At 41.2% G+C, this 18,864-nt stretch carries 15 protein-coding genes and 2 pseudogenes; 4 read left to right on the forward strand and 13 right to left on the reverse strand.

Going from position 1 to position 18,864, the window contains the following annotated elements:
* Window positions 1-73: 73 nt before the first annotated feature.
* Window positions 74-808, forward strand: coding sequence for a TylF/MycF/NovP-related O-methyltransferase (locus ACYRY3_RS24605; RefSeq protein WP_460204269.1), 735 nt, complete (start codon window positions 74-76; stop codon window positions 806-808).
* Between the two features lie 453 nt (window positions 809-1,261).
* Complete coding sequence (locus ACYRY3_RS24610) at window positions 1,262-1,870, forward strand: glycosyltransferase domain-containing protein (protein WP_460204270.1); 609 nt, start codon at window positions 1,262-1,264, stop codon at window positions 1,868-1,870.
* 18 nt (window positions 1,871-1,888) lie between these two features.
* Here ACYRY3_RS24610 and ACYRY3_RS24615 read toward each other — a convergent pair whose 3' ends face one another.
* From ACYRY3_RS24615 to ACYRY3_RS24630, 4 genes are all read right to left on the reverse strand, one after another.
* Window positions 1,889-3,115, reverse strand: coding sequence for a glycosyltransferase family 4 protein (locus ACYRY3_RS24615; protein WP_460204271.1), 1,227 nt, complete (start codon window positions 3,113-3,115; stop codon window positions 1,889-1,891).
* A gap of 44 nt (window positions 3,116-3,159) precedes the next feature.
* Window positions 3,160-3,576, reverse strand: a complete 417-nt coding sequence (locus ACYRY3_RS24620) for an ester cyclase (protein ID WP_460204272.1) — start codon at window positions 3,574-3,576, stop codon at window positions 3,160-3,162.
* 171 nt (window positions 3,577-3,747) lie between these two features.
* Complete coding sequence (locus tag ACYRY3_RS24625; protein ID WP_460204273.1) at window positions 3,748-4,695, reverse strand: aldo/keto reductase family protein; 948 nt, start codon at window positions 4,693-4,695, stop codon at window positions 3,748-3,750.
* 32 nt (window positions 4,696-4,727) lie between these two features.
* Window positions 4,728-6,512 carry a hypothetical protein gene (locus tag ACYRY3_RS24630; protein WP_460204274.1) on the reverse strand — a complete coding sequence of 595 codons (1,785 nt, stop codon included), beginning with the start codon at window positions 6,510-6,512 and terminating at the stop codon, window positions 4,728-4,730.
* A 333-nt stretch (window positions 6,513-6,845) separates the two neighbouring features.
* Here ACYRY3_RS24630 and ACYRY3_RS24635 point away from each other — a divergent pair.
* A pseudogene (locus ACYRY3_RS24635) lies at window positions 6,846-7,565 on the forward strand (RtcB family protein); the annotation flags it as partial.
* Window positions 7,566-7,704: 139 nt separating this feature from the next.
* Here the strand turns inward: ACYRY3_RS24635 and ACYRY3_RS24640 are convergent.
* The 9 genes and pseudogenes from ACYRY3_RS24640 to ACYRY3_RS24680 all read right to left on the reverse strand — a co-directional run bounded on the left by ACYRY3_RS24640 (window position 7,705) and on the right by ACYRY3_RS24680 (window position 17,899).
* The gene (locus tag ACYRY3_RS24640) at window positions 7,705-8,292 is read right to left on the reverse strand and encodes a hypothetical protein (RefSeq protein ID WP_460204275.1); all 588 of its coding nucleotides are present in this window, start codon (window positions 8,290-8,292) and stop codon (window positions 7,705-7,707) included.
* Between the two features lie 135 nt (window positions 8,293-8,427).
* A complete protein-coding gene (hypD, locus tag ACYRY3_RS24645) occupies window positions 8,428-8,958 on the reverse strand; it encodes a hydrogenase formation protein HypD (RefSeq protein WP_460204365.1) in 531 nt (176 codons plus the stop codon).
* A 5-nt stretch (window positions 8,959-8,963) separates the two neighbouring features.
* A pseudogene (locus ACYRY3_RS24650) lies at window positions 8,964-9,071 on the reverse strand (2Fe-2S iron-sulfur cluster-binding protein); the annotation flags it as partial.
* A 56-nt stretch (window positions 9,072-9,127) separates the two neighbouring features.
* Window positions 9,128-9,955, reverse strand: a complete 828-nt coding sequence (locus ACYRY3_RS24655; RefSeq protein ID WP_460204276.1) for a DUF6920 family protein — start codon at window positions 9,953-9,955, stop codon at window positions 9,128-9,130.
* Window positions 9,956-10,376: 421 nt separating this feature from the next.
* Window positions 10,377-10,925: a response regulator gene (locus ACYRY3_RS24660; protein ID WP_460204277.1), complete on the reverse strand. Its 549-nt coding sequence runs from the start codon at window positions 10,923-10,925 to the stop codon at window positions 10,377-10,379.
* Entirely contained in the window at window positions 10,873-11,730 is an 858-nt protein-coding gene (locus ACYRY3_RS24665) for a PAS domain-containing protein (RefSeq protein ID WP_460204278.1), read from the reverse strand. The genes ACYRY3_RS24660 and ACYRY3_RS24665 overlap by 53 nt, the downstream gene beginning before the upstream one ends.
* Before the next feature lie 202 nt (window positions 11,731-11,932).
* Window positions 11,933-12,466: a universal stress protein gene (locus ACYRY3_RS24670; RefSeq protein ID WP_460204279.1), complete on the reverse strand. Its 534-nt coding sequence runs from the start codon at window positions 12,464-12,466 to the stop codon at window positions 11,933-11,935.
* Window positions 12,467-13,082: 616 nt separating this feature from the next.
* A complete protein-coding gene (locus ACYRY3_RS24675) occupies window positions 13,083-17,636 on the reverse strand; it encodes a PAS domain S-box protein (protein ID WP_460204280.1) in 4,554 nt (1,517 codons plus the stop codon).
* Between the two features lie 5 nt (window positions 17,637-17,641).
* Window positions 17,642-17,899 carry a response regulator gene (locus ACYRY3_RS24680; RefSeq protein ID WP_460204281.1) on the reverse strand — a complete coding sequence of 86 codons (258 nt, stop codon included), beginning with the start codon at window positions 17,897-17,899 and terminating at the stop codon, window positions 17,642-17,644.
* A gap of 89 nt (window positions 17,900-17,988) precedes the next feature.
* On the opposite strand from ACYRY3_RS24680, the gene ACYRY3_RS24685 reads away from it, so the two are divergent.
* Entirely contained in the window at window positions 17,989-18,816 is an 828-nt protein-coding gene (locus tag ACYRY3_RS24685; protein ID WP_460204282.1) for a class I SAM-dependent methyltransferase, read from the forward strand.
* The last annotated feature ends 48 nt before the right edge of the window (window positions 18,817-18,864 follow it).

An 18,864-nucleotide genomic window follows, 5' to 3' on the forward strand; every position in this document is an offset into this window, starting at 1 on the left:
TCTGTTGAATAATGTATAATTGCGAGAGCTTTGCAAGACCCATCCAGTCAAACTTTTACCACTCTTTGTTTTTATGATGATTAGCGAGCGCACGATAGTTTTCTCCACCAAGCATCAAGTGACCATGAAAGACCAGGTCACACCAGATATTGGCAAAGATGCGGTATTCATGGATTTATTTGAGCAGGTAAAACCCTATACAATGACTAGCGTAGAGGCACTCTTTGCACTGTATACAGCAATGAATTACGTGCTCGATCGCAATATACCTGGTGACATTGTGGAATGCGGCGTTTGGAGAGGAGGAAGCGCTTTACTAGCAGCCTTGATTTTGAAGGCGCGAAACGTTAGCGATCGCAAGCTATATTTGTATGACACATTTCAGGGTATGCCAACCCCCACTGAATTTGATGTGGATAAATATGGACGCACCGGCTTTGAAATGATGGAGCAATATGGGGACGATATTGGTTGGTGTTACGCTTTATTGGAAGAGGTTCAAGCAGCGTTCTCCGTCCATAATTTTGATTTTGAGATTGATTTTATTCAAGGAGATGTCATTGAGACACTGGAAAAGATTAAGCCAGAAACCATCTCCGTTCTGCGTCTAGACACTGATTGGTATGAATCCACAGCTGCTGAGTTTCAGCATCTCTACCCTCGACTCTCGACAGGAGGCGTTTTGATTGTCGATGACTATGGCTGTTGGGCTGGATCGCGCAAAGCCACTGATGACTACTTCCGTGACGTGCCAAGACCAATGTTGATACGCGTTGATAAGGAAGTGCGCCTTGGAATCAAGCTTTAGACTGGTAAAGTATAGCTTTCTTAAGCCGATGAGTTACAAGCAAGGGGCTTAAGACCCTTGTCGGTTGGAATATGGTGCGATACTGGCTTAATGTTAATGACATGAGCGATCGCAGAGCAAATGAAGAGAGTCGAGACCCGTCGATTTAGGGAGTTTTAATTAGGAGTAAAATGGAGTTAACCGTAAGATTTAACTCCATTTTACTTATGCAATACTTGTCACCACAACAAGTTTATCAACAATATGGCTTTCATCGTAAAACCTTAGCTGCCAAGTATAAGAGACAGAATTAATTACACAGATTTTTTCCTGTTCCCTGTTGCCTCTTCCCTCACGAACGAATTCAATATTATCCAACTACTTATGCAAATGCTTGAAGAACCTGTTTTCCTTACCCTGTGTGACGCGGATAGTCCACAAGTCCAGCCACTGTATTCATCATTAAGGGGTAACTTGCGTATCCTTGAGACTTACAGTCCTCGCCTTGGACTCCTCTCAAAAATATTCAAGGTTCGCGACTTCTTAGCGTCTGATACCGATATTGCTGACGACGCAATTATCGTCTTTACGGATGCCTATGATGTGCTGTGCATTCGTTACGATCCCGCCGGATTGGCAGCAGACTTCATGGCTACAGGTAGAGACCTTATCCTCGGTGCCGAAACTGTATTCTGCCATCATAGTGCTGATGTACTTCCCTTCTTTTTATCTAACTATTTAGGGCATCCAGCAAAGTATCTCAACAGTGGCTTTATCATTGGCTACAAATGGGCTTATTCCCGTATGCTTAATTATATTGCCAATAATTTCGTAGAGAAATATATGATGGATAGCCGTCAGAATGACCAGCGTGTCATTTCGCGATTCATGTTAGAAAACTCCGAACTGGGTCTGTTGAACATGGATATCGATAGCACGTTCAAATTCTGCTATACCCACACCTACGATAATAATCCATTACGCTGTGACAATTTGGCGTCTTATTTTGTCCACGTAACCTGGTTAGCGCTGGAAATACAGAAACAAGCTTACGACGAGATCCGGAGAGTTTTTAAAGTTTAGCAGGGGAGATTATATAGGTCATCTTGCATTGGGGAGGGGGTCATTCTTTCTCTTCTGAAGCTCGCGGATATAAAATTCTTCAAGTTGTTGTATGTGATTTTTTATATCGTATCGTTGGGCACTGATAAAAGCGTTGTTAATTATTTTTTCTCTAAAGCTCGAATCGCTTAAGAGTGCTAGAATGCCTTGGGCAATTTGCTCGCTGTTCTTGTAATCAACAACCCAGGCATTCTCCTTATGTACAGCATGGTCCAAAGCACTACCTGCAAGAGTAACAACAGATGGAACTTTAGAAAGCATTGCTTCTACATAGACTTGTCCAAAGGTTTCTTGAATAGAATCGGTAGGCACATGGACGAAAACATCAAATAATCTGAACAAAGCAAAAAGGTCTTCTTCAAATGGGATTTCGATATAGCTATGTTCGGGTAATTGTGCCAACTTGTCCGTGATGCTGAGAATGTCCTCATATTGAGGCGCAACGATGTCTTCTTTACGTGCATTACGAATTTTCTCCTCCAGGTCGGCACGATTCGTATGTGTCCCAGACAGAACTAGGATGGCATTGGGATAAGTTTCCAGAACCCGCTTGTGTGCTTCAATGACGTATTCAACTCCTTTCCATCTGACATACCTCGCAGCCACACCGATCGCAGGGCCTTGATGATTTCCCAGATACTTAAGTCGCAATCGCTTGATGCGCGGAGAGTCTACATTCTCAAATTCACTGGTATCAAATCCCGTTGGTATAAGTGTAATTTTATCATCGGGGATGCCGTCTTCTATCATGCCTTGCTTGCTTTTGTTGGTAACAGCAATAACATTGGTGGAACATTCCCATATCAAGCGATGCTTGCTTGGCGCATGACGCGAATAGTATTTAATCGAAGGATGTTCCCTGGTGAAGACTCGTACTGGAACATGAGCGTAATAAGCAGCTTGCATTCCAGCCAAGCTTCCAGCAAACCAATGAGTATGAACAATATCGGTTTTATTTGCGATTAAGTGTTCGTAAAGAAATTTGACGATTTCTGGGGTATTGCTATAGTCCTGATAAGAAGTAACCTTGCAAGGAATCTGCATCTGCCTTAAGAAGGAGATTATTGGATCGCCTTCATTAAGAATGACATAGTCAATTGCAAACTTACTCTTGTCTATATATTTGGCAACCAATTCAAAGGGAACCCAACGAATATGGTGCGTGAAGATATAGGTAACTTTAATTCTCTGCTGTGCTAGAACCATAACTGTGAAAGTGGTAATATTTGTATAATTTCACACATATGAAATTATGGATAGACCTTCTTGTAAGCCTGAATTTGGCTCAAAATTTCCGAAAGCGGCCAATATCCCCAGGATTCTGTAATCTTCTGGCTCTCAATCTTGAAGATCTCTAATGCTTCAAATTCTATTTTTGCTCCGGTGGGAGGTATACCAACAAACTCACCCAAGTGCGTAGCTGTAAAGTGACCTCGAAATACGACTTTGTTATCTTCCTCAATGAGATCGTCAATCACCACTTTGATATCTGGAAAGGCTGTGTGAGTCGCCTTCAATATCTCAATCGCATCCTCGACGCTTCGCACTTGAGGTAGCCCATAATCTATATAATTCGGCGCAACACATTTATAAGCAATTTCGTAATCTTGAGTATTATAGATTTCAAAAAACTGTCTAATCACTTCCTTATTAGTCAGGCTATCCATAGAGTCTTATTTCTACCTTGACATGGCAATCATACACGAAGCCTAGAACATTGTAAACTCTAGAGTTTATAGGGCGATTGCATACATTTCTTAATTATTAAGGAACAGCTTAACTAAGAACGGGGAACAAGAAAAATTTGTGTAATAAATTCTGTCTTGTACTTACTTTCTTCATTTGCGAATAACTGATACCAGTACCTGGTCAATTGCTGCCAATACGTCTGCATCCAGTTGGACTCCTGATGCAGCAGCGTTGTCAACAATTTGTTCCGGACGACTAGCACCGATAATAGCTGAAGATACGTACTTAGAACCTAATACCCAAGCCAGAGCTAACTGTGCCATACTCAACCCTAAGTCTTGGGCAATGGGTTTCAGTTTCTGTACCGCTGTGAGAATGTCATGGCTAAATAACTCCTCCAGCAAATACCAATTCATTTTTTCATTTGCAGCGCGAGAATGTGGAGGTGGAACTTGTCCTGGCTGGTATTTGCCTGCAAGTACACCCTGCGCTAAGGGCGACCAAACAATTTGACCGATACCACGAGATGCACACAACGGAAATACCTCAGCTTCCGGTTTGCGCCACAACATAGAATACTGAGGCTGACTGGAAACAAAGGGTTCAACATCAGCAATACGGAATGCAGACTCAATTTGCTCTGGACTCCACTCGCTAAAGCCAATGTAACGAGCTTTTCCCTGACGCACGACCTCAGTTAGTGCCCTCATTGTTTCCTCTAAAGGTGTATCCGGGTCGTAGCGATGGCATTGATACAGGTCAACATAATCGGTACGCAATCGGTTTAAGGAAGCATCAATTTGTTTTTTGATTTGGGCTGCTGACAGTCCGCGATCGCTAGGTGACGTAGGAAAGAAGACCTTAGTTGCTAGGATATACGACGAGCGTTCAATTCCTTGTAAGACTTCCCCCAAAAATGACTCAGCGCCACCAGCCGCATAAGAATTAGAAGTGTCAATGAAGTTAATACCAAGGTCAAAGGCTTTGTAAATGCAAGCCTCTGCATTTTGCCGTTCTACACCCTCATTAACACCCCAAGAACCAAGACTGATTTCAGAAATATGCAATTCACTGTTACCCAATTTTCTGTATTTCATGCTATCCCTTAATTTTTCATCAATTAATAATTCTAAGAAGATTTGTTTGCAGAATCAAGATTTTCCGAATAGCTTAAACAATCTTTCAACCCCATCATTAATGAAATTAAAATTCCGACAACCACTATTAAGATTGCCCAAGAATTACCGATTAAATCTCTAGAAAACACTAGATTATGGCTCACTTTTAGCACTATATTCTCATCCCAGACGATAGGAGATCCCATCGCTAAAAAAGCTAAGTGAATTCCACGAGAATCTAGAAATTCTCCAGCAACCATTAGCAAAATAAATTGTTTGAATTGAACTGGTAAAGTGTACAAGTATTCTGTAGCAACTAAGAGCATGACAAAAACGATAGGAGTCATACTTTCTCCAACGATCCCAGCAGAATTCGTACCGGGTTGAAGGATACAACCGCCCCAAAAGCCAATAATAATTATTCCCCACAAGAGTGAATTAGGTAATATCGATTGCAACGGGACTTTCTTTAAAAATTGCTTTATTCCTTTGAAGATTAGCAAACTGCTGATAGTAAAGGTTAATGCACCGGGTAGGATATCATAATAAAGTAATAGCCATGAATCCCATTTTCCTATGTATGTTATCTCTGTATTTATGTGAAGAAAATCGTTTATGTTAAAAAAATTATCGAATAAAAGGTAAGGCTCAAGGGTAAAAAGCGCATTTTTCACGGCATCAATTAGCCTATTACTAATAGTAGTATTTCCTACCGTGTTGGAGGCAGAATGAAAAAAGGTTGTTACACCATATTCATTTATACCCCATAATACCCAAGGGAGTAAGACGGTAAAGGCAATCAATAAGGGAACCCCTAATTGGCTTAATAAAGTAGTAAAGCTTCGGCGATTTAACCAAATATTGTCCACTACGATTACCCCTACATATATAAGCGCTGATGGATGACTAAGAATGGCTAGCCCCAAACTCATACCACAACATAGAGCTGTTGGAGTGAAAAAAGTAGGGCTGGTTGTTTTTCTAATATCCAGATAGAAATAAATACCTGCGATTATATATAAAGTTGTTAATATCTTAGGCCAAGGAAAAATTGTAACGTTATTTATATAAGGATTCAATGCCACTAGAGTCATGGCTAAGGTTACTTGTTTGGAGCCAATCAATAAAGGAATAGTTGTTAATAAAAAAAATCCCGGTAAGGTTGATATCAATTGATAAGTGTTGAATTGATCTCCAAATAGTTCAAGATAGTAACTAATAAAAAGATTAAACAAAGGCGTGCGAGATGTAACCATATATCCAAAATACATGGTATCCGTTGCTTGTTTTCCCAAATAAACTCGGGCAATATCGTAATGATACCACCAGTCGCCAAACCAACCACCCCCACTATAAAGAGGAATGCACAATTGTATACCTACTAAGGTTAGCCAAAATCCTATCAACGGGTAGAGCCAAGAATAATTCCGATGAAAGACTTGACGCAAATATATAACATCAGCTATGCTATTAATTTGTCGAGAAATTCCCCCAGATAGCTTTAGATTATGAATTGGCAATTTTTGGGCTTCCTTACTTATATTTTTTTGTAAAAATAAAACTACAAATATTGTCAATAAACCTAAAGTCATTAACAAGAAAAAATGACGTTCTGAAAGACTGAGAAGAAAGCCAATAAAGGCGATTGCTCCCTGTAAAGCCATACCCCAGCCACCAGCAAGTGCAAGACATTCTTTAACTGTTAAATTTGTAACAGCACGCAAGCTGATATAGCCCAAAGTAAAAGTGAGAATAAGGGCGGTTAGTGCTAAAAGAAATAGTTGTAGAGTTATCATTGATTTTTAATTTTCCTGTAAAGAATTAAAATGTCTCAATCTTTGATGATAATTTTTCTGATAGGTTAATTGACGATTTTTAGTGTAGTCTCCTCTGGAAAGATATTTTTATAACCAGGCATAAAGCACAATAAAGGCTGAGATTGCTAATACCGAGGGAAGTGGTAAAACACCCCGTAGAGAGCAGAGGGACTTGGGCATCCTAGTTAATTTGTACATTAGGATGAAGGTGTGCTCCGAACTATGCCGAATAGGAAGGTATAGAACAAAGCAGAAATGTCTTTGTCGATTGTAACTTTCATTTATGATATTGTTGCAATAAGTAACAAATTGAATCATTTTCTAGAAGTTTGCCTCGATACAGAGAACCAAGTTTGGCTGATGTTACATTCCGGTTCGCGCAACATTGGTAATAATCTCGCTCAGTGCCACATTAACACTGCTAAAAACTTAGCAAAAATGGCAGATAATAAGTTGCCAGACCCAGATTTAGCCTATTTTATTGCTGGTACACCAGAATTCCAAGCATACTGGCATGATTTGCAATGGGCGCAGGATTATGCCCGTGTCAATCGTGAGGTAATGATGGCACGTTTCAAGCACATTGTTGAGAAACATTTAGCAGGTGGTAAATCAATTAAACCTTTGTTAGAGGTTAATTGCCATCACAATTACGCTGAAAAAGAAGTGCATTTTGACGAGGATGTATACGTGACTCGTAAGGGTGCAGTTCGTGCAGAAAACGACGACTATGGCATTATCCCCGGTTCAATGGGGGCAAAATCCTACATTGTTAAAGGCAAAGGTTGTGCCAATAGTTTTTGTTCTTGCTCTCATGGTGCAGGGCGTTTGCTCTCTCGAAATAAGGCAAAGAATGTCTACACTCTTGACGATCTCATTGAGCAAACAAAAGGTGTAGAGTGCCGTAAAGATGAAGGTGTTTTGGATGAAATTCCAGGTGCTTACAAACCTATAGATGAGGTGATGAACAATCAAGCCGATTTGGTTGAAGTTGTGGCCACTCTCAAACAAGTGGTTTGTGTCAAAGGATAAATTGAAATTGTAGGGTGGGCAATGCCCACCAAATCACGCTTGTGGTAAGCACTGTCCACTCTACATATATTTCACAAATCAAATGCCATAAAACAGACACATCTGTGCAGTCATAACACTACTTTGATAGTCTAATTCTTCACTGGATAGCTTTGCTGTAGGATTTGTGTTGTTTTTTACCAATAGTGCCAAGTAGATAGAGCAAAATCATCAACAATAGAAGAGATTTTACGACTGATGGTTCAGGAACCTTATTCACTTCCTCACCAGGTCTAAGAGTCACGGGAGGTGTGGGTGAAACCTCAATGATTTGGTTGTTATTAGAAGGAATGTTTCTGCCACCAGGAGTAGGACCGTGTTCAATAGAGCCAGAGCTAACTGGTGGTGTCACTGTTACAACAGTGTTAAGTCCTCCATTTGAGGAACTATTGTTACCAAGGGCTAGAAGGAGTACAAGTGCGGCAAAACTGACACCGCCAAGGAACCATCCAGGAAACCTGTTACTCGAACTCTCTTGGACGAAGACATCTCCAGCAAAACTAGAAGGAATATCTTGGCTTATCACTTCTGGTGTTGGAAATATTGGCAGTACCTCTACAAGGACATCTGCTGGAAGACCCAATCCTATAACCTGATTAAATTCTTGAGGAATACCAGTATTTGACCGACCAAACTCTTTGCTATCTCCAGAGAATGGTAAGGAACTTCCAGATAAAAAAATATTCAACTTTCTCTTGTGGTGCGGGATTGACGCCCGCCAATTGTCAGCGACGGGCGAGGACGCCCGCACCACATTCAAAGGATAATTTATTTCTTGGACATCCCTGAGCGATTGTTTATAAAACAATTATCAATAGTTTTTTCAACAAATTCGCGGTACTATTTCAAATACTTCTCGAATGAGTTGCTGTGCAACTTCATTCCCAACACGGCAGACCGAACGTACATACTGATTTTCAACTTGCGATCGCCCTTCACATAACTGTTTAATACATAAATATAAACCTTGAAAAATATCTAACGGTTCAAAGCCCGTTACCACAATAGGAATATGATATTTTTTGGCAATAGATTCATACTCGGTGTACCCCATAACAGTGCAAACATGTCCCGCCGCCAAAAAACCCTCCACTTGATTGTCAGAAGAAGAAAGAATAACTTCCATCGCCGGAGGAACAAGTATATGAGATACCAGTAGAGAAAAATTATGAATATTCTGCAGGTGCGCCTGATAGACAGCCATTGCTGTTGCAGGTGCAGTTGTTTCAAATCCCACTGCAAAAAAGACAATTTGGCTAGCACAATTTGCTCGAGCAATTTTTAAGGCATCTAAAGGTGAGTAAACAATACGAATATCTCCACCCATAGCCTTGACTGCAAGCAACTCTTTTATTCTTGGCACAGTGTTGGGATATGAATTCCAGCTTCCCGCGCTGCTTCGAGAATGCTTTCCTCCTCACGAGCGCTGACTAATTTCTCATTTATTGTTAAAGTTTTCACTGACATTTTAACCTCTCAATTTTTGAAGTTTTATTTTATTTTTTTGATTTGAAATGTCAGATTTAACGGAAATCAGCCCGCTCAATCGTAGCACGGAAGAACTCTAGGTAACGGTCTGTCCCAAACCACCAGCCTGCACTGATTTGCGAGGGAATTGTAAATCCTCCAAATGTGTTTTCTTCCTGGTATTCTCCTCCAAAAGGAATGTAAGTATAGCTACTATCTTCTGTTTTATCTCCCCAACGCGGTAAAGAAAGCTTCTGTAGCTTGCCATTAGGGTCGATTGTGAGTGTCAGGATTATTGGTTCATCGTTAATCTTCAGACTCGCTTGGATAGTCGTCTCATCAATTGCCTTCCAACTGACGCCGTGTTGAGGTAACAAAGCAGAAGGTAACAAAACTAATTCTCCAGCTAACCGTCCAATGCTAGAGCGCACAATATCAGGGCTGCGACCATTGACCAATGGAAGCAGTCCCCAAAGGGAAAACCGCATTCGACCAAATCCGTTGGCATAGTAATCAGCACCTACCATTTGGAACAAACTACGACCAATTGCTGCTTTCCAAACAAATCCTTTTGCTGAAATAATTTGTTTTGCCTGCATCGGTAGCCAGGGTTTATCTTGCCCAAGCCTGAAACTGCCACTCATATCTAAACTTACAGAAGAAGCTTGAGGAGTTCCCGGCGCAATAGCGTGCAAAAAGTAGCGCTGCACGGGAGCAGGTAATCCCGCAACCATATCTTGAGAGAAACGATTTTCTGCTGGCGCTGTTTCAAGCGTTCGCCAAATCTGATTAACTTCTCGATCGTTCCTTACCCCAATGATAACTAGAGTTATGAATGTAATCACCAGCAATGCAATAATGCCGAAGAAAATTTTTGCAATCATTTTCCTCACCCTGTCTTATAATGAATAGTAGTTCGGTGGTTAGTTCTAAAGAAAAATTTTACTTTTTCGATCGCCTATCAAGGGATTCATATCTTTGTTTTGATATTGCGAACTGCTTTGATTCTTTATGATATCTTGGTATATGTCTAAGTGCTAAATCGCTTTTTTATAAGGCTATCTGGTAAAGTGCTCTAGACTCCTTAGTTCTACACCTACAGTTCTAGGTACTATAGTTGATGAACAATTTGAGGAATTTGTGAGGACGTGTTAATAGTTTATAAAACTACATTTTGTAAAGAATAATTGTTAGGGCAAGAAAAATATGTTGCTGTTAGCAATCTGTTTCTCTCTTATACCTAGATTTCTCATAAGTGAGAAAAAACACTTGGGTTAGGCAAATTTAGGATAATTCAATTTTCCTTTATGGCGCACTTAAGACACGTTTAGTAGTATCCAATAATTCCTGCATCATGTAGGGCTTGGACAAAAATGCTTTCACACCAATATCACTAGCTTCTAAAAGCTTGTGATTGAATAAGAACCCGGTGGTGGTAATAATTTTGACTGAGGGATTTATTTTTTGCAAGATGCGAGCAGCGTTTAGCCCATTCATCAATGGCATTTGTATATCCATCAACACTAACTTGATGTCATCTCTACGTTGGATGAAGATTGAGAAAGCCTCAAGAGCATCACTGGCTGTAAGGATTTTGTAGTTATAGTTTTCTAGTGAAGTTTTAGTTGCCTCTCGAATATGTTCTTCGTCGTCTACAATGAGAATTAATTCGCCATTTCCTCTGGACATCTTTATATCAGCAGCTTCTTGTGTTACTTGTGTACCACTAGCTGGTAAGTAAACCTTAAATTGGCTGCCTTTGCCCAATTGACTGTATACTTTCACAAACCCATCATGGTTCTTAACTATACCAAGAACAGTTGATAAACCAGCCATCTGGCGTGGGATAAGCATGTACTTCAAACCAAGTGTTGAGAGGTGGGTAAAATTCCTCAAATTCAACAGTGACCTGTTGTGCTACTGCCCTGTGATACTCGCGATGAAATGACAGAGCGATCGCATCTGGAAATTCCTCCCAAACGTTTTTGCCAATGAGCTGCTCTTGGGTTCTGTGCAAGATCTCAGCTGCTTGCTGATTGACATAGATGAACCGCCACTGGCAATCCAGTGCCAAGAAGCCATCTGCTATCCTTTCAAGAATGTTAAAGATTTGATTTTTTGCTGCCTTTGCCTCTGCATGAGTTACCTGTTCTTGAGCAAGAAGCAATTGGCACTGTTGTTCGGCTTGTTTACGTTTAGTAATATCTCGGACTACAGCAAGAAAACCGTTAGAAACTCCGTTATCATCTGTCAGTATGCTGACCGATGACTCAACGTAAATTTCTTCCCCGTTCTTTTTCCGATGAATATTCTCTCCTTGCCAAATCCCTCTCGTCGCTAAAGCCGTGTACGCAGTTTGTTCATCCTCTGCTTTGAGCCAGCGATAATGATTCAGTTCTTCCAAGCTGCGACCAAGAACTTCCTCAGCTTTATACTCATATAACCGTTCTGCTGCTTTATTCCAATAAGTAATGCGACTTTGCGAATTAATTGCAATAACTGCATCGCTTACCCGCGATAGAATAGAAGCCTGAAATTGAATTTGTTCTTCTGCCTGCTTGCGATTCTCAATTTCCTTCTGTAGTAGCGCATTTGCTTGAGAAAGCTCTGCTGTGCGTTCTTCTATCCGTCTTTCTATCTCGTTAATATCAGGGTACATTTGCCAATAACTTGCTTTAGTTCAATCTTCCACTTGTTTATCAGTTGCTGTAGTTGTAATGCTCTGATAATACAAAAAAATTCCGATGGATTGAGCACGTTCAGAAAGTGAGTCTGAGGGATTTAGTATGAGTGAGACGCTGAATATTCATCCAACTTGCAAGTTAAATGAATATTCAATGTTACTATTTTGCAAACGAACATTAGCTTGAGGCAGAAGCACCGACGCTTTCTTTGGCAACTTTAGTTGCTTTCTCATCAAAAGGAAGTTGCACAACATGAACTGAACAAGGAGCGTGGTGAAGGACATAATTACTGACGCTACCGAGCAACAGTTCCGCTAAACCAGAGTGACCTCGACGCCCAATTACAATCAGATCGGCGTCCCAAGTCTTAGCTAAGTCACAAATGACTTGACTGGGATTGCCAGGAATTTGTTTAAATTCAGCTTTCACATTAGCTGTGTTTGCTTGAGCGCAAAATGCTTGTAACATCTCTACACTTTGATTTTTCCACCTGTCCCACTCTTGTTGATGAAACTCTAAGATTTGTTCCCACATTGCAGGATAGTATTGAAAAGTGGATACGGGTATATATGGACTACCTTCTTCTTCATAGGATAAAACGTGTAACAACAATAAGCTAGCTCCAGTCATTTTTGCTAAACCAAAGCCTTGTTCAAAAACATATTTGCCTATCTCAGAGCGATCTAATGCAATTAAAATCTTTTTAAACATATTAACCTCTAATACTGTAGGCTAAGTGAGTTTTTTAACAGAGCGTATTCTTACAATTAGGTATAGATAAATAATTTGAGAAACTTGTGAGGAAGACTAAAGGTAAATATGTTATTATGTTAAGGTCAGATGAATATTTGTAATGAAGCTGCACCTGTTCTTGGTCAAGAAAACTTTATCCTCACAATTTCCTCATGTTGTTTTTCTACAATTCTATTCCTAAGACTCAGGATTAGACTCTATCAAGGAGTTTGAGTGTTATGAGGAAAATCAGACTTTTTGTAACGGTATTGGTTGCTTTTAGCCTCATGCTTCCTGCACGGTCTTTTGCTCAACCAGAAATGAGGGGAAGAGGGAGTGGTGGTTGTGGACCACAGACGTACAACCGGAGTTTTTGCGATTATTGTTTAATAATCACTAATTAACCGGACTTAATATTAGGGGCTGTTATCAAGCTCAGGGAGTGGTAGAGTCAAATTCCAACCAAGTAGTTTAGCAACCTGTCCGGGGAGGGCAACTGGATCGAAGGGTTTGAGAATTACACCCACGATTTGATACTGTCGAAGAAGTTCTGAATCAAGCCAAAATTTATAAATTAAGTCGTGCAGTCAATAAATTAAAATGGCAGAGTGAAGAAAAATGTACTTCCTACACCAATAGTACTTTCAACCCAGATTTGCCCACCATGCTGTTCAATAATACTACGGCAAATTGCCAGTCCCAAGCCTGTTCCGCCTTTATCACGAGCATCAGAAGCATCGACTTGCTGAAACCGTCCAAAAATAGCTTCTAACTTCTCTGGTGGAATACCCCGTCCTCGATCCGTTATTTGGAATAAGTAGCTATTTGTTTGCTGTTCAACACTCAAGGTAATAGTGGAATTGGGAGGTGAAAATTTCAGGGCATTACTTAACAGATTGGTGAGTGTTTGAATAATAGCATCAGCTGATGCCCAAACTTTAGCATCGGTGGAGTGGATGTCAAAGCTAATATGTTGCTTGTCTGCGATCGCTTGCACTCCTTCTACTGCAATTTGAATTAAATCAGCCGCATGACAGGTTGTTTTCTCCAGAACAGCTCGACCCGAATCTAAGCGTTCCAAATCTAGAATATCATTGACTAGCCGCACGAGACGCTCGCTGTCGATAGCTGCAATATCAATCATGCGCTTGAACTTGTCTGGTTTTTTGTCGTAAATACCAGTTTTTAATAAACCCAATGCTGCTCGAATTGCAGTTAAAGGAGTACGGAGTTCGTGACTGACAATGCCGATAAACTCACTTTTCATTTGCTCAATTTTTTGCTGCTCTGTAATGTCTTCTGCAAGACCCGCAATCCGAACGATTTCCCCTAGTTCATTTTTGATTGGGAATGCACGATCGCGAATCCAACGGATTGAACCGTCGGGGCGAATGATGCGATACTTGACATCGTATTGTTCTGTTCTTTGTTCCATAAATACAATTTCGACACACTGGCGATCGTCTGGATGAATGGCATCTAACCAAAAAGAAAAGTTTTGGTAAAGGCTTTCACAACTCATGCCCCAGATGGTTTCGTAGACAGGGCTTATATATAAAAATTGCTTATAATGAATATCTGTCATCCAAAATACTGTCTGGATGTTTTCCGCAAGTTGACGAAACTTTTCTTCACTCTCGCGTAAAGCTTCTTCAATGCGTTTGCGATCGGTGATATCTTGGTGAACCGCAACCAAAACATCCCCATACTCGGGATGCTTGAATACAGAACAAGTCGCACGACACCAAAATGGAGTACCATCTTTTTTAACATTGTGAACTTCATAGGTAGCTTCTTCATTTTCCAGGACGGCACTACGAATTGCTTGGTTAACCTCTTCGGCTGTCATGTGTTCATTTTCATAATTGACAATTGATACGTGCTGACCGTTGAGTTCGCCAGAGTCATAGCCAAACATCTGCTCAAATTTAGGGTTGGCATAGATAATGATTGCATTATCAGATCTCACCAAGCAAATGCCTTCCGCCATATTTCGGGTGATGACAGCCTGAAGCTCCAGCATTTGTTCTGCTTGTTTGAGTCGAGTTAGGTCGCGCTGGTTAATGATAACGCCTGAAATGCTTCCATTTAGTTCATAGTAAGGCGTATAAGTAAAGCTAATAAACTGCTGGGCTAAATTGGGGGAGTCAAACCATCTTTCATACTGAATTGTCTCTCCTGTTAAACATCGATCTAATTGAGATCTGATGAAATTATCAAATAAATTTTCACCCAAAACATCCCTTACGGAATGTCCTACAACTTCGCTATTAGATTTGTTATACCAGTCCAAGTAAGCTGGATTAACGATTTTATAAATGTGATTTCGATCGAGCAGTGCAATGCCATCTTTGGCAGTGGATACGATGCGTTCGTATTGACGGAGAACGGCTTCGGTGTGTTTGCGTTCCGTAATATCTAACACTACACCTAGCGATCGCACGGGTTGCTCTGATTCATCGTAAATTGCCCGTCCTCGTGTCATTAACCAATGCACCGAACCATCCGGGTGAACAACTCGATACTCGGCTGTGTAATCGGTACGGTTTTTGATAGATTCCCAAAACCGTTGTTCAACCCAATCAATATCTTCAGGATGAACTCGATTGCGCCAGATATCATAGCTTGGCTCTATTGCGTAGGGAGCTAAACCTAATAAAGTAAAGTGATTGTCGTTCCAGGCTAAATTTCTGCTTGGCAAGTGTAAATCCCAACAGCCAATATGAGTTAAATCGAGAGCAAGTCGGCGACGTTCTTCACTCTCCCTTAAGGCTAATTGTGCTTGTTTACGCTCAGTAATGTCATTGTTGATTTGTAGGATCTTAATGGGTTTACCAGCATTGTCTTTTTGTAAAACCCAACGACTGGCTACATTGATAGGTCGAGCGTCTCGGCTAAAATGGACAAGTTCTCCTTCCCAATAGCCTTTTTCAACAAGTTCGGCTTCAATATCTGTGAATGGTCGAGGAAATTGAGTTTTCAAAAGAGTATGGAAGATTTGCCCCAAAGCCTCGGCTTTTGTCCAGCCGTACATAAACTCGGCCCCCTCGTTCCAAAAAGCGATCGCACCGTTTAAGTCGCAGGTCATGATGGTGTCATGTGCTAAATCTAGTAATTGCGCCTGTTCTAAAAGAATGAGTTGGATTTGCTGTTGCTCTCTAACCGTTTCTAACAGGCGCTCGTTTGCTTGACTCAGTTGTGCTGTGCGCTCAGCTACCCGTTCCTCAAGTTCGGCATTCAATTGTTGCAGGGCAATTTGCGCCTGTTTGCGTTGTGTAATATCGTCACCAAAAATAATGATGCCACCAATCTCACCTGTAGTAGTATGCCAGGGGTGAACTTCCCAGCGTATCCACTGCTGGCTTCCATCTAAGCGCACAAACAAATCTTCATCACATTTTTCGCTTGCTCCAGCCAAACACCGTTGATGAATTTGTTGCCATCGCTCTGAGATTTCCGGAAAAATTTCGTAGTGCGATCGCCCTATGAGCGATTCAACCGAATCGAGATTATGGTCGTCCACCCATCTTTGACTTGCCATCAAATAGCGCATATTCCGATCGAACATAGCAATACCAGCAGGTGCATACCGGATAAATAAGCGTAAAGTTGCTTCCCGCTCCTGCAAACTTTGTTCTGCTCGTTTGCGTTCGGTAATTTCCTCGCAAACGGTACTGATACCAATGATGCGCGATCCATCCTTTAACGGTAGAAAGCTTTCCAGCCAGGTTCGTTGCACGCCCAGTTGAGCCGGGGTTTCGCCACTAATTTCTACATTTAGAAGCGGTTTGCCTGTTACTAAAATGGAGCGCAACAGTTGTTCGGCGGTGTCAGCCAGTTCGGGTAATAACTCACGCACTGTGCGACCGATATGCGCTTCAACGGAAAACCCATTGATTTCTGCTAGGCGCTCGTTAATGCGGACAAAGCGGAGATCGGTGTCCAAAACGTTCAACCCTATTGGAGCTGACTGGTAGATAATCTCAATTTCAGCTAATTGTTGCTGGAGCTGAATTTGACTTTTCTGCAGGGCAATTTCTGCTCGTTTGCGCTCCGTAATATCCGTGCAAGTACCGATCCACTCGCTAATTTTGCCATCAACATCCAGAATTGGTACACCTCGAACCGCAAAATTGCGATAATCGCCATCTTTCATCCGAAGACGATACTCAGTTACATATAAGGTGCGATTTCTGTAAGCTTCTCGCCAGCATTGAGCACTGCTTTCACGATCTTCTGGGTGAACAACATTGAGCCAACCCCATCCCAAGCATTGGGCTACAGATTGTCCGGTCAGTTCTTCCCAACCCTCCGGAGCAGCTATTGTGTTGCCATCGGAATCGGTGCGCCAGACAATCTGATACGAAGCATTGACTAATGCACGATATCGCTGTTCGCTTTGCCGCAATGCATTTTCAGCTTGCTTGCGCTTGTCAATTACCATAGCCGTTCCCATAATGCGAACAGGCTGACTGGCTGAGTTATAGAATGGGTATCCCCTTCCTTCAATCCAGTGAGTACTACCATCTGCCCAAATAACGCGAAACTCATGCTGGTAGGGGCTGTGAGTTTGTAGCGCCTCTTGTACGACTTGGTTGAGTGCTTGGCGATCGTCAGGATGCACGCAGGTATTAAAAGTTTCGTATTGACCATCAAAGGTGCCGACAGCCAAGCCTAATAACTGTTCGAGTTCTGGTGACCACTTGATTAGACCTGTTACAATATCCCAATCCCATATCCCCATGCACGCTGCTGACAGAGCCATTTGCAGTTGCGTAGCATTTTCCCGAGCCAACTGTTGACTGAGTTGTTGAACCTTCCGTTTGCTGTTGACAAAATTACTCGTGAGCAGGGCGATCGTGAAAGCAATCAGCAGAAAAATGCCTAACTGGAATACATTTTTGGGTTGAGAGAGCCCAATTTGATACCGAGGTAGAAAAAAGAAATAATTGATTGCCAGTGTTGAAAGGATGACTGCAACGATCCCCGCTCGAAAGCCACCATACCAGCTACTGATAAGAACTGTAATGTAAAAAAAAGCACCTAAACTTTGAGTCAAAAGTGGTTCTAACCAAAGTTTCAGCAATAGGGCAATCGCCGTTGAACCAATGGCAACTGCGTAGGGTAATAATTGCGGATAACGTTCCATAATTTTTACCTCTTTTTGATTTTGCCTGCTTGCAAGCACCCTCGTACTCTCTTTATTCGGCTAAGTACCCGTGTAACGAGTTCCGAAACTAGCACAGGTTTAGTCATAAAATCATCGGCTCCCACTGCAAAAGCTTCCTGAAGCGATTGAGCATCAGTATGGGCAGTTACTACTAAAATAGGTAGATTGCCCCACAAGACATCTTGCCGCACGACTTGGCATAATTCTAACCCATTCACTACTGGCATCTCTAAATCTAACACCACTAAATCTTAAATCTGGAGATATCGCTATCAGCGGCAATTTATTGATAGGCTTTCCTTCATACTTCATCCTTCATACTTCATTTGCAATGGTTGATACTACACAGTTAAATAATTACAAGCAGCAATTGCTTGCCGACTTTAATTCCCGAACTGATTATGACCGAGGTAGGTTTTATGCTCCTATTGCCCATCGCTTGATTGAACTTGTCCAAATCCAAAACGGACAAACTGTGTTGGATATTGCAACGGGTACTGGTTTAGTTGCACTCTCTGCTGCTAAAAGAGTAGGTTCTCAAGGTAAAGTGATTGGCGTGGATATTTCCACAGGAATGCTCAATCAAGCCAAACAAAAGCAGGTCAAATTAGATTTACAAAATGTAGAATTTATTGAAGCAGATGCAGAGTATTTAGAATTGGCTGAGAACAGTTTTGATATAATATTTTGTTCCTTGGCAATCTGTTATTTGACAGATATTCCTGCTGCTTTACAGAAATGGTACCGCTTTCTCAAATCTGGTGGAACCTTAGCCTTTAATACTTGGGCAGAAAAAGCTTTTCCAACGTCAATTTTGTTTCGTGAAGTGGCTCAACGATATGGTGTAACAATTCCTAACCCTAACGAACCATTGGGGGCACTAAAAAAGTGTTACAAACCCTTACAACAGGCAGGATTTAAAGATATTTTAGTGACACAAGAGCAGTTTGGTTGGTATTTCACCCCAAATGCCAATACCGCTGAGGAGTTTTGGAAAATTAACTCAAAAAATGTTTTTGGCTCTCAAGTCTTCGAGCTTTCATTAGATAAATTAGAGCAATGTAAGGCTGAGTATTTAGCCGAAATTCAGGCACTACCGACTACAGAACAAGGAGCTTGGTGTGATGCTTCAATCTTTTTTGCGATCGCCCATAAGTAAGATATTTCTCCTCTATATGGGCAATCTCACCATAATTTACTAAAAAAC

It is taken from the genome of Scytonema sp. NUACC21 (assembly GCF_054684315.1).

Bases quoted from the DNA above. Each gene is read 5' to 3' on its own strand.
- ACYRY3_RS24605 (WP_460204269.1), top strand. From the start codon at position 74: ATGATGATTAGCGAGCGCACGATAGTTTTCTCCACCAAGCATCAAGTG.
- ACYRY3_RS24615 (WP_460204271.1), bottom strand. From the start codon at position 3,115: ATGGTTCTAGCACAGCAGAGAATTAAAGTTACCTATATCTTCACGCAC.
- ACYRY3_RS24620 (WP_460204272.1), bottom strand. From the start codon at position 3,576: ATGGATAGCCTGACTAATAAGGAAGTGATTAGACAGTTTTTTGAAATC.
- ACYRY3_RS24625 (WP_460204273.1), bottom strand. From the start codon at position 4,695: ATGAAATACAGAAAATTGGGTAACAGTGAATTGCATATTTCTGAAATC.
- ACYRY3_RS24630 (WP_460204274.1), bottom strand. From the start codon at position 6,512: ATGATAACTCTACAACTATTTCTTTTAGCACTAACCGCCCTTATTCTC.
- ACYRY3_RS24655 (WP_460204276.1), bottom strand. From the start codon at position 9,955: ATGATTGCAAAAATTTTCTTCGGCATTATTGCATTGCTGGTGATTACA.
- ACYRY3_RS24660 (WP_460204277.1), bottom strand. From the start codon at position 10,925: ATGCTTATCCCACGCCAGATGGCTGGTTTATCAACTGTTCTTGGTATA.
- ACYRY3_RS24665 (WP_460204278.1), bottom strand. From the start codon at position 11,730: ATGTACCCTGATATTAACGAGATAGAAAGACGGATAGAAGAACGCACA.
- ACYRY3_RS24670 (WP_460204279.1), bottom strand. From the start codon at position 12,466: ATGTTTAAAAAGATTTTAATTGCATTAGATCGCTCTGAGATAGGCAAA.
- ACYRY3_RS24675 (WP_460204280.1), bottom strand. From the start codon at position 17,636: ATGGAACGTTATCCGCAATTATTACCCTACGCAGTTGCCATTGGTTCA.
- ACYRY3_RS24685 (WP_460204282.1), top strand. From the start codon at position 17,989: ATGGTTGATACTACACAGTTAAATAATTACAAGCAGCAATTGCTTGCC.